Origin of the sequence: Mastigocoleus sp. MO_188.B34 (assembly GCF_030065675.1) — a bacterium.
Taxonomy (GTDB): domain Bacteria; phylum Cyanobacteriota; class Cyanobacteriia; order Cyanobacteriales; family Nostocaceae; genus Mastigocoleus.
On record NZ_JASJDK010000008.1, the window covers coordinates 15714 to 33557 of the forward strand.

The 17844-nt window shown below is 35.9% G+C and carries 15 protein-coding genes; 7 read left to right on the forward strand and 8 right to left on the reverse strand.

The features are described from left to right. The first annotated feature begins 61 nt into the window (after nt 1–61). From QNJ50_RS03125 to QNJ50_RS03135, 3 genes are all read left to right on the forward strand, one after another. Nucleotides 62–610: a GNAT family N-acetyltransferase gene (locus QNJ50_RS03125; protein ID WP_300631885.1), complete on the forward strand. Its 549-nt coding sequence runs from the start codon at nt 62–64 to the stop codon at nt 608–610. A gap of 511 nt (nt 611–1121) precedes the next feature. After that, entirely contained in the window at nt 1122–1844 is a 723-nt protein-coding gene (locus QNJ50_RS03130; RefSeq protein ID WP_300631888.1) for a phycobilisome rod-core linker polypeptide, read from the forward strand. A gap of 354 nt (nt 1845–2198) precedes the next feature. Further along, a complete protein-coding gene (locus QNJ50_RS03135; protein ID WP_300631991.1) occupies nt 2199–2969 on the forward strand; it encodes an Rpn family recombination-promoting nuclease/putative transposase in 771 nt (256 codons plus the stop codon). Between the two features lie 159 nt (nt 2970–3128). Here QNJ50_RS03135 and QNJ50_RS03140 read toward each other — a convergent pair whose 3' ends face one another. From QNJ50_RS03140 to QNJ50_RS03170, 7 genes are all read right to left on the reverse strand, one after another. Then, the gene (locus QNJ50_RS03140; RefSeq protein WP_300631890.1) at nt 3129–4298 is read right to left on the reverse strand and encodes a DGQHR domain-containing protein; all 1170 of its coding nucleotides are present in this window, start codon (nt 4296–4298) and stop codon (nt 3129–3131) included. Between the two features lie 34 nt (nt 4299–4332). Beyond that, on the reverse strand, nt 4333–5151 hold the full coding sequence (locus tag QNJ50_RS03145; protein ID WP_300631892.1) for an HNH endonuclease: 819 nt from the start codon (nt 5149–5151) through the stop codon (nt 4333–4335). Nucleotides 5152–5440: 289 nt separating this feature from the next. Next, nucleotides 5441–7144, reverse strand: coding sequence for an iron uptake porin (locus QNJ50_RS03150; RefSeq protein ID WP_300631895.1), 1704 nt, complete (start codon nt 7142–7144; stop codon nt 5441–5443). A 124-nt stretch (nt 7145–7268) separates the two neighbouring features. Further along, nucleotides 7269–8285: a phosphate ABC transporter substrate-binding protein PstS gene (pstS, locus tag QNJ50_RS03155; protein ID WP_300631897.1), complete on the reverse strand. Its 1017-nt coding sequence runs from the start codon at nt 8283–8285 to the stop codon at nt 7269–7271. A 63-nt stretch (nt 8286–8348) separates the two neighbouring features. After that, complete coding sequence (locus QNJ50_RS03160) at nt 8349–8915, reverse strand: hypothetical protein (RefSeq protein WP_300631899.1); 567 nt, start codon at nt 8913–8915, stop codon at nt 8349–8351. 70 nt (nt 8916–8985) lie between these two features. Next, nucleotides 8986–9246, reverse strand: a complete 261-nt coding sequence (locus tag QNJ50_RS03165) for a hypothetical protein (protein WP_300631902.1) — start codon at nt 9244–9246, stop codon at nt 8986–8988. A gap of 189 nt (nt 9247–9435) precedes the next feature. Then, nucleotides 9436–11037, reverse strand: coding sequence for a DGQHR domain-containing protein (locus QNJ50_RS03170; protein WP_300631904.1), 1602 nt, complete (start codon nt 11035–11037; stop codon nt 9436–9438). 630 nt (nt 11038–11667) lie between these two features. On the opposite strand from QNJ50_RS03170, the gene dndC reads away from it, so the two are divergent. Both dndC and dndD read left to right on the forward strand, forming a co-directional pair. Next, nucleotides 11668–13272 carry a DNA phosphorothioation system sulfurtransferase DndC gene (gene dndC / locus QNJ50_RS03175; RefSeq protein WP_300631907.1) on the forward strand — a complete coding sequence of 535 codons (1605 nt, stop codon included), beginning with the start codon at nt 11668–11670 and terminating at the stop codon, nt 13270–13272. A gap of 158 nt (nt 13273–13430) precedes the next feature. Then, nucleotides 13431–15422: a DNA sulfur modification protein DndD gene (gene dndD / locus QNJ50_RS03180; protein WP_300631909.1), complete on the forward strand. Its 1992-nt coding sequence runs from the start codon at nt 13431–13433 to the stop codon at nt 15420–15422. A 32-nt stretch (nt 15423–15454) separates the two neighbouring features. On the opposite strand, the gene QNJ50_RS03185 is transcribed toward dndD, so the two are convergent. After that, nucleotides 15455–15826: a four helix bundle protein gene (locus QNJ50_RS03185; RefSeq protein WP_300631911.1), complete on the reverse strand. Its 372-nt coding sequence runs from the start codon at nt 15824–15826 to the stop codon at nt 15455–15457. Nucleotides 15827–15900: 74 nt separating this feature from the next. On the opposite strand from QNJ50_RS03185, the gene dndE reads away from it, so the two are divergent. Both dndE and QNJ50_RS03195 read left to right on the forward strand, forming a co-directional pair. After that, nucleotides 15901–16287 (forward strand): DNA sulfur modification protein DndE, encoded by a 387-nt coding sequence (gene dndE, locus QNJ50_RS03190; RefSeq protein WP_300631913.1) that lies wholly within the window; start codon nt 15901–15903, stop codon nt 16285–16287. A 65-nt stretch (nt 16288–16352) separates the two neighbouring features. Further along, nucleotides 16353–17813: a DNA phosphorothioation-associated putative methyltransferase gene (locus QNJ50_RS03195; RefSeq protein WP_300631915.1), complete on the forward strand. Its 1461-nt coding sequence runs from the start codon at nt 16353–16355 to the stop codon at nt 17811–17813. Nucleotides 17814–17844 lie beyond the last annotated feature (31 nt).

Below are 17844 nucleotides of genomic sequence, written 5' to 3' on the forward strand. Positions count from 1 at the left end.
AATTGAATTACATTTAATTAAAAATAAGGTATTTTAGTAAGGTACAAATTAAATAAAGTTAATGACAGTACAATTAACTTTAGAGACAACAAGATTAAATTTACGTCCCTTATATTTGTCAGATTTAGATTCACTGCAAAAGGTAATAAGCACACGTGATATCGCTGATACTATGATTTCTATTCCTTATCCTTATCATCATAGTGAAGCTGAAAGATATATTCGCAAAAAGATTTCTGAGTTTGAATCGGGTAATTCTGTAACTTTTGTTATTGAACCAAAAGGGAACAATTTCCTCAGAGGTGTGATTGAAATTCGAGAAATTGAACTGGAGCATTCTCAAGCAGAATTAAGTTTTTGGTTAGCGGTTGAATGTTGGGGGAAAGGTTATATGACTGAAGCGTTAAAACCTGTGTTAAATTTCTGCTTTAACCATCTACATCTGAACAGAATTTATTCTTATCACATGACAAGAAATTTAGCTTCTGGTCGGGTATTAAAGAAAAATGGGTTTGTGCAAGAAGGAATTCTGCGTCAACGGGTCAAGAAGTGGGGTGTATTTGAAGATGTAGTGATGGTTGCAATACTATATAAAGATTGGCAAAATTAATAATTACCATGTCAGACTATAACTACAGTTGATATTTTATTGTTTAAAAGTAATTAACAACAGGTTTAGTAAAAAATTTTTGTTAGTACGTACCAATTTATAACAAAAGACTTTTTTAGATTGCAGTCGTATTTGTGCATTTTTAAAATTGGCGATGGCTTCGGCTATACCCTACGGGCTTATCGCATCAAATTAGCGATCGCATAATAATTATTATTTAATTGTATGAAATTTATACAAGTCCTAAATATAAGTTGGAGCTATAAATTAGAACATCTGATACAAGAAATAACTTATTCAAAATATAAATTCATTTAAATATACACTTAAAACTTTTTTAAGCCCGTAATGTATATTTTTTTTAATTATTTAATTGGGCTTTGAAGATTCTTTAACAATTATGACTGGAATGCAAAATTTGCATTAGTTTGAAATGAAGGCGGCAATTTTACTTGCCGAACCCACACATAAAATGTGTCCCATAGTTTTCAAACATAGTAGGTATACAAGAGTGGCTATTCCTCTTTTAACTTATTCTCCTTCTAGTCAAAATCAACGCGTACCTGGATATGAAATTCCAAATGAAGAAAAACCCAGGGTTTATTCAAGTGAATTCTCATACAATCCCAAAGAGATTAGTGAGTTAATTTGGGCTGCATACTATCAAGTATTTCACGAACAACAGATGCTGAGTAGTAACCGCCAATCATTCTTGGAATCTCAGCTTGCATCGGGTCAGATTAATGTAAAAGACTTTATCAGAGGATTAGCACTTTCCGATCCATTTCGCAGACTGAACTATAACAGCAACAATAACTATCGTTTCGTAGAAATTTGTTTTCAACGTCTTTTAGGTCGTCAAGTTTACGATGAACGTGAAAAACTTGCTTGGTCAATTGTGTTAGCAACCAAAGGTTTGAAAGGTTTTATTGATGAATTATTAAATAGTGAAGAGTATATGACCAACTTTGGTTATAGTACTGTTCCTTATCAAAGACGACGTATTCTACCTCAACGTTCTCATGGCGAATTACCCTTTGCTCGTATGGCTCGTTATGGGGAAGACTACCGTAATAAACTGCCTAAGTCTAGCTTAGCTGCTGCATTTAAGCCTAAATATGAGCTTTCTGACAAACCCATTGTTTTAGGTTTGTTAGCAACTTCTGCAGCTTTGATTATTGCTGTATATCTATTACCTATACTTGGTTTATTACCAAAGCTGGGTACATTTTAGACATCTAAACAGTTACTTATTAACGATGTGGACAAACCACATTGAAATATCTGTTAAAGATGTACTTTCATCTCTTCATCTGTGCTTCACAAATTGAACTGTGAAGTCTATATTTCTCTTACAGAGACGCGGTGTTTTGGATCTAACTTCAGATCATGGTATCGCGTCTCTAAAAATTATTTTGGGCTGCATAACACTACGTAATTAAGTTAGAAGATTTTAGATAAGCAAAAAACCAGCAAAATCTAGCTTTTTCAGCAGAATTTATTATAAATTGGCTTAAATCTACTACTTTTGTGGACCCACGCTATGAGACTTGGAATCCATTCCAAGTCACTTGTATGTTTGACAGCTATGTTTGATAGTCTTTGTAAATACCTGGTAGAAAAATTTTCTGATGATTTTGCAACTTGGTTGTTAGGAGAACCAATCAGCTTAACCGAGTTAAGTCCCAAAGAACTTTCTCTGGAACCAATTCGCGCTGACGCTCTGATATTAAGACAATCCGAAAAACTTGTTTTACAGGTCGAATTTCAAACTCAACCCGATCCAAAAATTCCCTTTCGGATGACGGATTATCGTTTGCGAGTATATCGCCGTTTTCCCGATAAAAAGATGCGTCAAGTGGTGATTTATCTCAAAAAAACCAATTCTGAAGAAGTTTATAAAAGCAAATTTGAGCTTGAAGAAACCATACATCGTTTTCAAGTCATTCGTCTTTGGGAGCAACCAACAGAAATATTCTTGCAAACTCCCGCTTTACTTCCATTTGCAGTTCTAAGCAATACTGAAAGTAAGACTAGCACTTTGCAGGAAGTTGCAACCCGAATAAATAACATCAATGACAAAAAAATCCAAAGCGATGTGGCTGCATCTGCGTTTATTCTAGCTGGGTTAGTATTGAAACAAGAGGAAATTCAACGTTTACTGAGGAGGGATATTATGCGCGATTCAGTAACTTATCAATTGATTAAAGAAGAGGGTGCTGAAGAAAACACTCGAAAAATTGCTATTAATATGCTCCAAGAAGGAATTTCGATTGAATTAGTTGCAAAAACTACTGGTTTAACAGTGGAAGAAGTGCAGCAATTACAAAGCACTCAAGTTGATAATCAAGCTGAGTAAATATTACTTACTTATTTTTTTCTTGTTTTGATTGAGATTTCCAGTGTGTTTGGTATGCGCTGGATTTTTTTGTGAATAGTGTGTGCGATCGCTGTAGACTGAGCTGCAAGAGGAGGAGTTTGATTTGAGTAAGTTTTATCTTGGACTATATGGGTAAAATTAATTTGTTGCTTCGTTGTTTGTGATGGGTAATTTTAAATCTTGCTCCCAGGATCTTCTAAGTTTACAATTATCTACTAAATTGGACAAATCTTCTTTAATTTGATTTCTCACACTAGCACTATCCTGAAGCCTAATAGACCACTCTGCTTCCCAAAATTCTTTTGGAAGTAATTTGACAATAGTTAAAACATGTTTCTTTACTTTTTTTGACTCAAATACATCTACCAAATCTAATTCCCATGCATATTTCAAGCGTTCAGAAATAAACTCATTCAATGCATTGATATTCACTTTCTTCATAAATGTATTATCTTTAGCCCATAATTCCGGATAGTTATCTTTGATAACTTGCCACATAGCACAAAAAATATCAACTAAAGAATCTTCATCCTCTTCCAAGAAAGTAAAAACACTTTTCAAGTATTTGATAGATTGCTCTATTGCAGCTATTGGAACTAACTTTTGCCCTTCTTTATTGTATGGCCAATCTAGCAAATCTTTAAATGGACTTGTATCTAAATCATTAATATCTCTGAGTGTCGGAGATGTGTTTCCATATTTTACACCTGCTTTTAAAAGACGATCTTGTAGTTGTTTTTCATTTAAATTAGCGATTATAGCTTTAACATTATTTGTAGATACTTTAACTGCTTTATTATTTATGACTATAAACTGAAATGCTTGCTCTTCAAGAGTAGCATCTAGCAAAGCAACAACAAGCACGGGTAAATCTTCTGAGGAATAATCTGATAGACCATATAGACGGTGTTGTCCATCGACTACATAAGCACAAGGTTTATTATTGAGTGAAAATTCAATTGTTCCCCATTGCAATTTCTCATCACATCCATTATAGATATTAATTTGTTCGCCAAAACATTCTCCTACTTTTTCTTCTAAAGAATTAAATTTTACTACCCCTTCTTCAAACGCCAAGAGAATATTATTTGGAATAGTATTCTTGGTATCCGATTTCACAAATCTAGTAATAGATTTTCTTCTCGTCTCTCTTAATAATCTTTGAATACCTTCTGGTGAATCTTGAGTTCTTCGGACTTCTGCCCACTGCTTGATATCTTTTACGAGAGCATTAAATATAAAAAAAGGAGTAGTATTTTCATCACCTCTTTGTCTCACACGACAACCAAAGTAAATTTTTTGTTCCATATTAATATCCTAATAATGATGTAATGTTAGTAATTTATTCCGGTCTATGTTCATCACAATAAGCTTGAATATTTAAAAAGTGCCAACTATCGTTAAGATTCAGTCTGCCAAAATTTAATTTACCTACAGTTGCAGCTTGTTTGTTGCATACACTGCAACTATAATTACTTTTACTTAATAGCGCTACTTTATAAGTTCTTTGCATCTCATAAGAAAAATTTGTGTCATTTTTGTCATTTACTAAGCATATTTGTTCATAATGAAAGTCACTAGCATCAATATAGTCCTGTTTGCTTTTGTTGCAAAAACTGCAAGATATTTTGAGATTAAAATCTTCCGTTGCACCTCCCATTGTTTTTGGCCATAAATGTTCAATCTCTATTTCTGCTTCTGTTTCATTTAAATATTTGCCACAGATATAACAGCGTAGTTCATTTCTTGACTTATAATCTCTAATTAGCCGTTCTCTTTTATTTGGTTTTATTTTTTTACGTTTTGCTTGAAGACAAGCCTGTAATAAAGCAAATAATTTTTCAGAACTTTCTTCTGGGATATGAGTGTTTTCTATAATAAAACGTCGAAGTTCCTGATTAAATTTTTCAGGTGGAAATTCGTCAGTTTGATATTTTATTCTTAAATACTCAGCAGTATTAATCAATCTCCTTAACAAATAATTAATACTACTTTCGTAAACTATTTTAGTGAATTCACCATTTGCCATCAAACCTTCATCAATTCTTAAAATAAAAGATTCTGGTTTTTCGTAATCTGTATTTTTGTAATCTTGAGGGAAAATTACTTTTAAAAATTTGCGTAGCTCCTGACCAGGATTACTATCATTCTTCGATAACATAATAATGATTAACAGATGTAAAAATTATTTGCTATTTTGGATTGTATCAAGTGTAACAAATTTGTCACAAGCTTTTCATTACAACACAAATATCTTCAATGTTGGTAATCACGAAATAGTTGAAAGCCCTATCTTCTTTGGTTCCACAAAATTCTCCTTAAAATCCATATTTTTATTTTCAAAAGTCCGAATCCAAGCTAAATCTTTCCGAAGTTGAGCGCGTTCTACTTTATCAAGACTTATGCAACTGTTATAAGTCCTGTCCCACTGGGATTAAACATGGACACATCTAAAAATCAAAACTAGTACGCATCAACCCGACCCAAATCGTATCATTATCAGCATTATGTTCTGGATTAGTAATCGCCAAAAATCCAGGAGTGATAAATATTCTGTCGGTAATTGGGTAGCGATAAGATAATTCAAAATGCAAAGAAGTATCTTCATCTTGACGTTCTACAACATCATTATTAGTCACTTTGGGAGGCATACCAAAGACAAAACTTAATTGACTACCCAACTTACCTAAATCTTTTAAGGATGCTGTAACAGCCCAACTCCAGATATCTGCATCACTTCCAGATGAACCACTAAAACCACTAACGCTAGGAGAAGTCTCAGCATTAGCTTTAAAGTAACTTCCCCAACCTCCTAAAATCAACTTATCATTCAATTTGTAAGTAAATTGCAAACCAAAAGCATCTGAGGAAGTTGCAGTATCACCACCAAAGGGTAATTGAGCAAATTCGCTACCTTTATTCCCCGTAATATTAACGGTTGAACCAGGGTCTGGTGCATAGTAACGACCGTATGTTAAAGCAACACCAACTTTATCAGATGGGGTATAGGTTACCTGAGTTAATGCAGTATATTGACCATTAAATAGTCCTTCATCTGGATTGCTACCAGAAGTTGTTAAGTAACTGATACCTGCAGCTAACTCATCGGTGAATTGATAGTAAGCAACTGCACCCGCACCAAAAGCAAAGGAATATATCGGACTTTCACCACCAAAATTAGATATTGAGGAGACAGGATTAAGAGCGGGGAAAATTCGAGTGGGGAAGTCTGCAGCTGGCGCGATCGCAATTATCCCACGTTCGCCAACGGGAAATTCATAAAACAGGGTACCTAAAGTGATATCGTTACCAGTGTTGGTTGCACCAACCAAGCGAGTCATATCCGTACCAGTGAAATCAGCACCAAAGTTGCTAACATTTCCTCCTTGTATTCTGGCTCGCAATCTATCTCTACCTGTAAAACTGGTATCAAAACTGAGGCTCGTTCGTGCTGATAAAGTCGGAATTTCGTCTAACTCTTCTGTGGGATTTTCATTTGGAGAAACAGCTTTGCTATTACCAAAAGCGCTAATTAAATTAAAATCTACAGTACCCCGTAAAACAGTTGTAGGGCTAAACTGACGTTCTTTAAGAAAGTTAACTCGTTCTTCTATATTATCTATTTTGGCAGTAATATTTTTTAGTTCTGTGGCAAATTCTGTTTGTAATCTTTGAACAACTGCTAATTCTTCTTTGTCTGAAAATCTATTATTTAAACTGTAAATTGAACGTCCAATTTTTAGTAAACAAGCATTTAAAGCTGCTGCAAACTCATAACGAGTCATTACTCGATTACCGTTGAAAGTTTTTTCGTCAGAACCAGTAATACAACGGTATTTTTCTACCAAACTACGTAGCGCTTCATAAGCCCAATCTCCGGGGCTGACATCCTCTAATTCATTAACATTAATAATTCCATCAAATCTAGGAGGCTCGCGATATCTTGGAGTTTGTGATAATAATCCAGGAAAAGTAGAATTTTTCTTTACTTGAGATTGTGAATTAAGAGATTGTTGTGAATTAAAAGATTGTAAATCGGAAACAGTTTCAGAATAATTGTCTTTTTTTTCCTGCGCTAATACCGGAGATAAAGTTAATAAACCATAGCCCAGCATTACTGAAGTTAAATTTTTTAATATAGCAAATTTTTTCATTTGAATATTTTCAATAATTTATTTATCGTTCATAACTTAGAGTATTTAGCTCTAGCTCTTCGGCTTAGAAAACTTTTTATAACAATTACTAGTTAACCATTAGCAATTACCCATTACCAATTACCTAATAAGGACTAACCTTGAACTCATTGTTAATACTTTCAATGACTTTCTGAGTTACATTTTCGGGAATTTTTGTATACCCTAACTCTTCATTAAAACTTTGACCCTTAGTTAAAATCCATGTTAATAATTCCTTACTTGCTGTGACTGTATCTTGGTTGGGATACCTTTGACGAAATAACAGCCAAGTCAAACTAGCTAAGGGATAACCATCTTCTGGGTCATTAATATTTTCAGTAGTAAAGTCTTCCTGGAATTTGATATTAGCTAAGGCTTTCTTCGTTTCTTCCAAAGTTGGTCTAACATAACGTCCAGATTGATTCTCAATCCTAGCGATGGGTAGATTATTTGTTTGAGCAACATTTACTTGAACATAACCAATAGCACCATCAATTCGCCTAACTTCTCCTGCGACTCCACTATCTTGAGGATGACTAGAAAATACTTCAAATCCCCAATTTGGTTTTCTACTCGCTGCTATTTTGCCATTAGTAATTTTTTGTAAATATTTGCTTAAAATAAAAGATGTACCGCTACTATTAGAACGAACAATTACTTGAATTTCTTTATTAGGAAAACGAGGATTAACTTGTTGCCAGTTAGAAATTTGACCTGTAAATATTTTTGCTAACTTATCGCGAGACAATTTAACATTAGTAGTTACATCTTTGAGATTATAAACAATAGCTAATGCACCTCCCCCCGTTGGTACCATTAACAAACCATCTTCCATCTGATTTTGCTCAATTGGGGTAGGAATGAAAGTGCTAGATCCAAAATCTACAGATTTGTTAATAAATAACCTAATCCCACCCCCACTACCAACATCCGTATATTTAAACTTTTTACCTGTTTCTCGCTCATATTCTGTTTGATAACGTTTGTAGAGAGGTTCGGGAAACGAAGCACCAGAACCTCTAAGAGATTGAGCAGAGACAGGATTGGTATGAGAAACAATTGTAGCGATCGCAGTCAGTGCTACTACTGCTACAGGATTAATGATTGTACAGGTTTTCATGAAATGCTTTGAAAGACTGAATTTTCTCGGCGATCGCGAACATTTGAATTACGAAGGTTTGAATTATGAACGTTTAAATTTGTGGATAATTACTCGATCGGCTTCAGCAGGAATTTCAATCCAGAAATCATCATCAATGACAAATTCATAAAATAATGCACCTATACGCGTACTTCGCCAGCTGCTAACAATTTTCCCATTTGGTACCCATCGCCTGAATGCTTTCATGATATTTTCAGGAATAGCACTGCTGTCTACTTCTTCGTCAACTTCAACAATTGTTCCATTGGGAGTCGCATCTACAACAAATTGAAAACCTTGTTGGTTTTGACCATATATTTCATAGACCATAGAACCGTCCGATCTCATTTCTACTCCTGCTTCTGTTGCTTCAGATCCAGTAACAGTTTTGACAGAAGTAATAACAGTAATTGGTACTTCTGAAAGAGGTATTTTTCTTTCTATTCCTCTTATTCCTCTAGAAGCTTGAGCGATGGAGAAACTTTCTCTCTGTGGTAAAGGTTGAGCTTTTACATCATTGAAAGAGATTGAAGAGGTGAGAATAGCTATTCCTGTAGCGGTTAAAATTCTGTGGGTTAAAACTCTGTATAAGTTAATTGTAGAAATCATTTTTAGGATTTAGATTATTAGGATAAAAAATCAATTTTAATTAGCGAGATTTCCAGTCCATTTCAATGGATTATGTATGACTAACACCACGTACACTAAGCGCTATTAGACAGGGAATAAACTCCCTGACGGTTCTGGATGCTAGTTGCGATAACAAATGGTAATTATTACAGCACCATTTATCGTTCATTGCAAGATAATATGCCAAACCCAAAATTCTTGTAGAGACGCGCCAGAGGCTTCGCCGACGCCGCAGACTCTGGCGCGTCTCTACATCCCATAGCGGACGATCGCGTAAAACACTTTCTATTAGCCGTTCCCTTTTTCTCAAATCTTGCACCTAGAAGTATAAATAACTAAAAGTAAAATTAATGGTTATTAATAAGACTTTTTTTCAAGGTTTCTTTAGTCCTCTTTTAGAGGACTTTGCCTATAAGCCTGGGACTTTTAGTCCAAGGTGGTCAGGTACACTGAGTATTATTTATTTAAGCGATTTTCTTGGTGCAAGATGTGAATTTCCCTACAATATATTTGGAAGTCCAACCTTCTTGGGTTCCACAAAATTCCCCTCAAAATCCACAGTTTTGTTTTCAAAAGTACGAGCGCGAGCTAAACTTTTCCGAAGTTGAGCTAGTTCTTGCGTATCTTGGGTACCACCCAGAATATATACCAACAACTTTGCTGCGAGTTCCCGTCCAGCAACTAGTACTCGCTTTCGATTCGGATCGTACAAAACCCCATACCACAAAGATTTCGGGTACTCCATCCCGCTAAAACCACCTTCCCGGTCAAACTTAGTCAACTTCTTGAAAACATTTTCTAAGGAAAATCCTTTTTTGAATACCAATATTCCCAAAGCTTGTGCTAACGCAACTTGACCTACAGGACGGAAAAGCAGATTTCCTTCACCACCACCATCCTTTTCAAAACTAAAGCGTCGCAAACTCGGTGTCTGTTCATATTCCAGCAATCTGTAACTAGATAAACTCGCTAAATTATCGAAAAATTCATGAAAATGTTGAATCCCTTCCTCTAATTCCTCATCTTCAGGTCGTAGAGGAATCAAACCTTTATCTGAAGGTTTCCATTGGGGATATCTATGTCCTAAATATTTTTCGGACATCTCTTTGAGTGCTTGTAAGGTGGTTAAAACCGTAGATTTTGCTGCTACTGTAGCACTATTCCAATTTACTCGGGGTTTTCTATCTTTCTTTTGTTCCAAAAGCGGATGACTTACAGCAATCTTTCTGGCAACAATGGAAAATCCATCATCTTCATTTAACTGTGCTAACTGTCCTTTACTTAAAGGTGCAGCCATCAAATTAACATGAACAAAGGTTGACCTTACTCGTCTTCTTGCTTCTTCGCGGGTTTCCCCTGTCGCAACCGCTGAAATAAACTCGATTCCAATCTTTTCTTTGGGTAATTTTCTTAAATAAGCCGGAGAGATCTGATACTGTTCGATTAGATCGTCGATTGCGATCGCACTTCCGTAGGGAGATTTATCTTTTTTGTAGCGTTCGAGTTTTTGGGTTTTCAGTAACTTCATCAAACCCTGTACTCCCATCAATCGATGTTGACCATCCAAAGCATAGATAGTAACGTCATCTTCGGAAACATTAAGCAAGCCAAAATTACTATCTTTACCTAAGGGTGTGAATTGGGTAGTAGATTTTTTGGCGCATTTCTTCTTATTCCATTGCTTAGCTTTAGGATTATCTACCCAAGGTTGGTTGATAACGACCAAAACTGGGGGGAACTTATGATGTTTTCGAGATGCTAGATACTGTACTAATGGTGCTTGACGCGACCAATCAAGGGGACGCTGTTGAATTTCATCAATACTATCAGCGTCAATTTCGATATTATCTGTTGCAGGATTATACTTATGCTGTAGTAATGGTAAATGAGAAGCGAAATTAACCCGATTTGCAAACCATTCCAATGTGACAGAACCTACATAAGCCTCAGTACCACCCATCTGAGTTTTTTGAACTATCAGTTGTTCATCTCCGGAAAAATACTCATCGAATAGAGAAGCAAGTAACTTATGATTACGTTCTTCTGCATCATCATACTGACTAAAAATATCGGCGATGGGATCGGATGCACTAGCTATCATATTAATATCTTGAAGTTAAAATCCTGACACAGATTAAATATATAGAAAATTGAGACATTATAAATTAAGTTTTTAAAAACCTTAATTTATGTAATACTAGTTTTGCCCTTACTCAGATAAATTCCAATCAATTATTTGAGGGGTAACTAGAGAATCCTTGTATCGATATTTGTTTCCCTTGGTTAGTGTAACTTGGTGGATTATAGCAATCTTCATAATTATTAGGACATTTTTCTTTTTCCGGCTCCCTTTAAAGCAAAATATAATGTTCCAAATAATATGTTCTTTGCTATAAAACAAGAGTTTCCCGCTTGACTTTGCAAAGTTGTATTTTAACTAGAGCAAAGCTTGAGTGAAAAATCCTCTTTTTAGAGAAGGGTTTGGGAGGATAAAAATTACTATTTGTTTCCTAACAGCGTAAAAGTTTTAGAAACTTAACTTACGCTAATGCACTTTTAAATTTTTTCAACCTAAATTTTTAGACTTAAATTTTTAGACTTAAATTTTTTAAGTTCAACTTTCCAGCTTAAACTTTCCAAATTAAACTTTCCAAATTAAACTTTCCAGCTTAAATTTGTTTAACCTTAACTTGTCCAATCCTACAAAAGCAGTTAAACCCAGGACAGACCAATGACCACAACCCAACAAAAAGAGAAAAAAAGTCAAAGTCAGCGGACTGTCGCAGATTTAGTAGAAGACATCCAGAGTCTCACCACAGAAATCCAAGAATTATATTGCTTAGACGAGGTTCCTTGGGTGATTGGATATTCTGGTGGTAAAGATAGTACCGCGACCTTACAACTAGTTTGGAATGCGATCGCGCAACTACCACCGGAAAAGCGCACCAAAACGATACATGTAATTACCACAGATACCCTGGTGGAAAATCCCTACGTTTCCCAATGGGTAAAGAATTCTTTGAAGCAAATGAAAGTAGCAGTTGAGGAAAAACAATTACCTTTTGAACCTCATTTACTGCAACCAGAAACCAAAGATACATTTTGGGTGGGTTTAATTGGTAAAGGTTACCCAGCACCCCGGGGAAAATTTCGCTGGTGTACCGAACGTCTGAAAATTAGTCCCTCGAATCGGTTTATTCGCGATGTGATTCGTACCAATGGTGAAGCAATTTTGGTTTTGGGAATTCGTAAAGCTGAGAGTACCAGACGTGCGAACAGAATGAAAAAATGGGAAGAAAAACGAGTCCGCGAGCGTCTCAGTCCCAACATGAATTTACCGAATTCCTTAGTTTACAGCCCAGTTGAAGATTGGCGCAACGACGAAGTTTGGCTATATCTCATGCAGTGGGAAAATCCTTGGGGGTATAGCAACAAAGATTTATTTACCATGTACAGAGGTGCGAGTGCAGATAATGAATGTCCTCTAGTAGTAGATACATCAACTCCAAGTTGTGGTAGTTCTCGGTTTGGTTGTTGGGTTTGTACCTTGGTGAGTCAGGATAAATCATTATCAGCGATGATTCAAAATGACGAAGAGAAAGAATGGTTACAACCCCTACTAGATTTTCGTAAAGAATTAGACATTGAAGAAGGTCGTAAAAGAAGAGATTTTCGCCGTAGAAGTGGAGATGTTCAACTGTACGAACGCAACATAGAAGGTGACATTTCCGTCGAACCAATTCCGGGTCCTTACCTTAAAGAAGCTAGGGAAGATTGGTTAAGAAAACTTCTCACGATGCAAAAACAATTGCGTAGTACTGCGCCGGAAAATATGCGCGATATTACTATAATTACCACAGAAGAATTGAGTGAAATTCGTAGGATTTGGCTCGAAGAAAGACATGAGTTTGATGATAGTGTACCCAGGATTTATCAAGAAGTGACTGGAGAAGAATTTATCGATCCCCGACCTGGTGCTGACTACAGTTTACTAGGTAGTGATGAATGGGCGGTATTGGAGGAAATTTGTGATGGCGACGGAATGCATTTAGAATTAATGGCGAAATTATTAGATACAGAACGTCAATATCGTAAAAAATCTCGTCGCGTGGGAATTTATGAAGCATTAGAAGGTTGTTTTAGAAGTAGTTCTCGGACTCCAGAAGAAGCAATAAAAAATGCTCATTTCAAAAGAGATTTAAAAGATGCTGTTGATAAAGGAGACGTCGCAAAAGTCAAACAGCTAACTTTGGGAGATGCAGTAGAACAAGAGGAAAATGAAAGTAAAGTTCCGGATTGGGCGAGTATGAAGTTTAAGAAGAAAAAGAAGAAATAAGAAGTCAGTAGTCAGGAGTTAGGACAGACCGCGCTCTAACGAGCGTTAGCGGAGCGGGGCGTAAGCACAGCAGGAGTCAGGAGTCAGAAGTCAGAAGAAGTTTATTATCCGGATTACCAATTACCAATTACCCATTACCAATTACCAATTACCAAAGCATGAAATTCCTCGAACTAGTCCTAAAAAACTTCGGACCATATTCTGGCGAACAAGTTATTAATCTCGATCCTAAAACTGACGATGAAAATTTACGTCCAATAGTATTATTGGGTGGGATGAATGGTGGGGGAAAAACCACCTTAATGGATGCTATTCGTCTCGCACTTTACGGTCATCGCGCCCAATGTTCTACTCGGGGTAATTTAAGTTATAGTGATTTCCTTTCTCAATGCGTTAATAGTCACGCCCAACCTTTTGAGAAAACCCAAATTGAATTAGCTTTTGAACATATTGAAAATAACCAACCTGTAAAATACAGAATAGTTAGAAATTGGTCCAAACAACCTAAAGACGGTAAAGATAGTTTGGGGATTTTTGGTGAAGAAGATAAAACTTGGGGTATTGATACTTTAACTAATATTTGGGATGAATATATTGAAAATCTTTTACCATTAGGTATTTCTAATTTATTTTTATTTGATGGTGAACAAGTTAAAGAATTAGCAGAACAGGATGTTCCTCCTGCAGCAGTTACTGAAGCAATTCGAGCATTATTAGGTTTAGAATTAGCCGAACGTTTAGCAATTGATATTGATATATTAGTTAACCGCAAGCGCAAAGAATTAGCAGATACAAAAGATTTAGCAAATCTCGAAGAAATTGAAGCACAATTACAACAGTTACAAACAGAATATGATGTAGAGACGCGCCATGGCGCGTCTCTACAGGAAGAATTAAAAACAGCAGAAAAAAATCAACAATCGGCATTTGATAAATTTGTTTCCGATGGTGGTAAGATTGCTGGTGAACGCGATCGGCTGGAAAAACAAAAAGTAGCAAAAGCTGATGAATTAGAAAATGCTCGCGAATCAATGTCCGAACTAGCAGCGAGTGCTTTACCCTTGACATTAGTTGAAGACCTATTAACACAAGCACAGAGACAAGGGGAAAAAGAAGTTAAAATCCAACAAGCCCAAATGGCGCGGGAAATTTTAGAAGAACGAGATAAACGTTTACTTGCTTGGATTAACCAACAAGAAGTTTTAGCTACCAAAATCGATGAAATCAAAAAATTTCTCGAACAAGATGTCGATACATTAAATTCTAGTTTTTTACAAGGACAAGCATCTTGGTTGTTAACAGACGCCGAAACTTTGAGTCAACTGGGAAATATTCTTTACTATTTACAAAATTCAGAAAAACTCGCCAAACAACAACTTACTAGTCTAAAAAATAAAGAAGAAGAAATTATCAACCTCGAAAGACAAATCCAAAGAGCAGCAGAACCCGAAGAATATAAAAAATTAGTGACAACACTTCAAGAGTCACAAGATAAAGTTGCTCAACTCAAAGCCAAACTCGAAACAACAAATCATCGACTCACAGAATTAGCAGATAGCATCAATAAAACCAAAAAAAGCTTACAGGAATATAGCGTTGAAAATATTGATCGCCGAAATCGAGAACATATCATAGCCGCATCAGCAAAAGTTCAAGAAACCCTGAAAATTTTCCGGGAAAAACTTACATTACGCAAACTCAACAAACTTGAAATTGAAGTAACAGAATGTTTTCGTTACCTACTCCATAAATCAGATCTAGTACACCGTATCGCCATAGATACAAATACTTTCAGCCTTTCCCTCTATAACCAAGCAGGAAAAACAGTACCCAAACATCGCCTTTCAGCAGGAGAAAAACAACTACTTGCGATCGCATTTTTATGGGGATTAGCCCGCGTATCTGGACGTAGCTTACCAGTTGCGATTGACACTCCCCTTGGACGTTTAGATTCTTCTCACCGCACTAACTTAGTTGAAAGATACTTTCCTTCAGCTTCCCATCAAGTAATATTACTTTCCACCGACACCGAAATCGGCGAAAGAGAAATCAAAACTCTGCGTCAAAACGAAGCGATCGCCCACGAATATCTTCTTAAATACGATCCAAAATCGCGTCAAACAACAGTAAAAGAGGGGTATTTTTGGTGATGGGTAATTGGTAATTGGTAATGGGTAATTGTTTATGAATTAGTTTGATTACCGATTGAGTTTAAGTAAGCATTTAGTTTTGGGGATAATTCATCGATAATTGATTTGAGAATATTTACTTGTTCACCTGTTAATAATTTACGTTTATAAGCTAATCTCATCCAATGAATCGTCTCATTTAGAGAACCTCTAGCTATTTTAATAAAACGTTTATTGTCTTGAAAGTTATAACGTCCTCTACCTTCTGCTATATTAGCCCCAATGCTATCTGCAGCACGGACCATTTGCTTACCAATAGTGTTTTTAGAAAAATAATCCCAAAATATAACTATTTTCCAAATTTCATTAGCCAAATTTTCTGCTAATTTATATACTTCTAATTTTTCAAAATCAGGTCTTCCCATTCCCAATTTCCAAATTTACTTTCTCAACTCATAATTCCCAATTACCCATTACCCATTACCAATTACCAATCCCCATGGAAACCCCAATCGAACGCATTCGTCTTTCCCAAACCGCTAAAGAGCAACTAATTAAACTCAAACGTCTAACCAAAATCGATCAATGGAATATTTTGTGTAGATGGGCTTTATGTCGCTCCCTAGCAGAACCAACCCCACCCTCACCTATAGCAATTCCCCAAGATAGTAATGTGGAAATGACATGGCGCGTATTCGGTGGGGAAATCTCTGATATGCTGCTGCTAGCGCTCAAACAACGCTGTTATAACGATGGTTTGACTATCGATAAAGAAACTCTCGCAACCCAACTTCGTCTCCACCTACATCGCGGTATCAGTTACTTATCAGGCGATCCAAATATCAAGAAAATTGAAGATTTGATTGAATTAGCCACCAAAAATTGAAAAATGGGTAATTACCAATCACCAATAAACAAGATTAAATTGGTGTCTACAAACTGTCTGAACTGATGTCAGAAGCTACTGTAATTGAACGTCACAAAGCTGCGATTCATCGTAATGATATATCCCGTCCAGTCAAGCTAGCAATTGAATTAGAAGTTCTTACCAAAGAAACAAGCTTTTTTGATTATGGATGCGGACATGGTGGTGATATCAAACGACTGAAGCATTTAGGTTATAAAAGTAAAGGTTGGGACCCTTATTACGACCCGAAAAAACGCCGGGTTAATTCTGATATTGTTAATTTAGGATACGTTTTAAACGTAATTGAAGACCCTGAAGAACGTTGTGAAGCTTTATTAAAAGCTTGGGAATTAACTAATAAAGTTTTAATTGTTTCTGCACAAGTTTTAGTTAATGCTCCCAATAGCAAAACTCAACTTCCCTATGGTGATGGTATTGTCACATCTCGCAATACTTTCCAGAAATATTATGACCAAGAAGAACTGAAAAAATTTATTGATGAAGTTCTCAAAGTCGATGCAATACCTGTTGGATTAGGAATTTATTTTGTATTTCGAGATGATAATCAAAAAGAAAGCTTTCGTCTTGAATGGTTTCGTTCCGGTGCGATCGCACCAAGAATTAGAATTGCTGGTAAAAAATTTGAAGATTACAAAGAATTACTAGCACCATTAATAAAATTTTATACTAAACGGGGTAGACTCCCAGTTAAAGAAGAATTAGCACCACAAGATGAAGAAAAAATCTTATTAGAAATTGGTAGCTTTCGTAAAGCATTCAAATTAATTTTACAAGCAACCGACGAAGCAGAATGGGATGCGATCGCTTACCGTCGTTCTTTAGATATTCAAGTTTATCTCGCACTCACCCAATTTGAAAAACGTCCGAAATTTAGTGAGTTACCTTCAGAAATTCGTCATGACATCAAAGCATTTTTTGGAACTTATCAAGATGCTTGTGAAGTCGGCGATCGCAAACTATTTAGCTTGGGGCAAACAGAAGTATTAAAAGCTGCCTGCAAAAAAAGTAAAATCGGTAAATGTACTCGCGGTGCTCTTTATGTTCATTTTTCTGCGCTTGGGGAACTAGATCCTATCCTGCGAATTTATGAAGGTTGTGCAAGTCGTAATTTTGGACGTGCAGAAGGTGCAACTCTAATTAAACTTTGTATTGATGAACCGCGAATATCTTACTTATTTTATCCAGATTTTGATGTAGACCCCCATCCAGCATTAAAAGCAAGTATCAGCATTCACTTACAAACATTTAAAGTAACTCGTAGCGATTATTCAACTAGAATAAATCCACCAATATTGCATCGTAAAGAAACTTTTGTTACTACCAATTATCCACGTTACGAAGAATTTGCCGAGCTTACGAGAAAAGAAGTTGAATTGGGACTTCTGGACCAAAAAAGCGAAATAGGTACCCGTAGAGGTTGGGAAAAATGCTTAGCAGAAAAAAACGTAGAAATTAAAGGACATCAGATATCAGTTCATGACTAACGCCACGCCCTTACGGTCTACAGTTAACAGT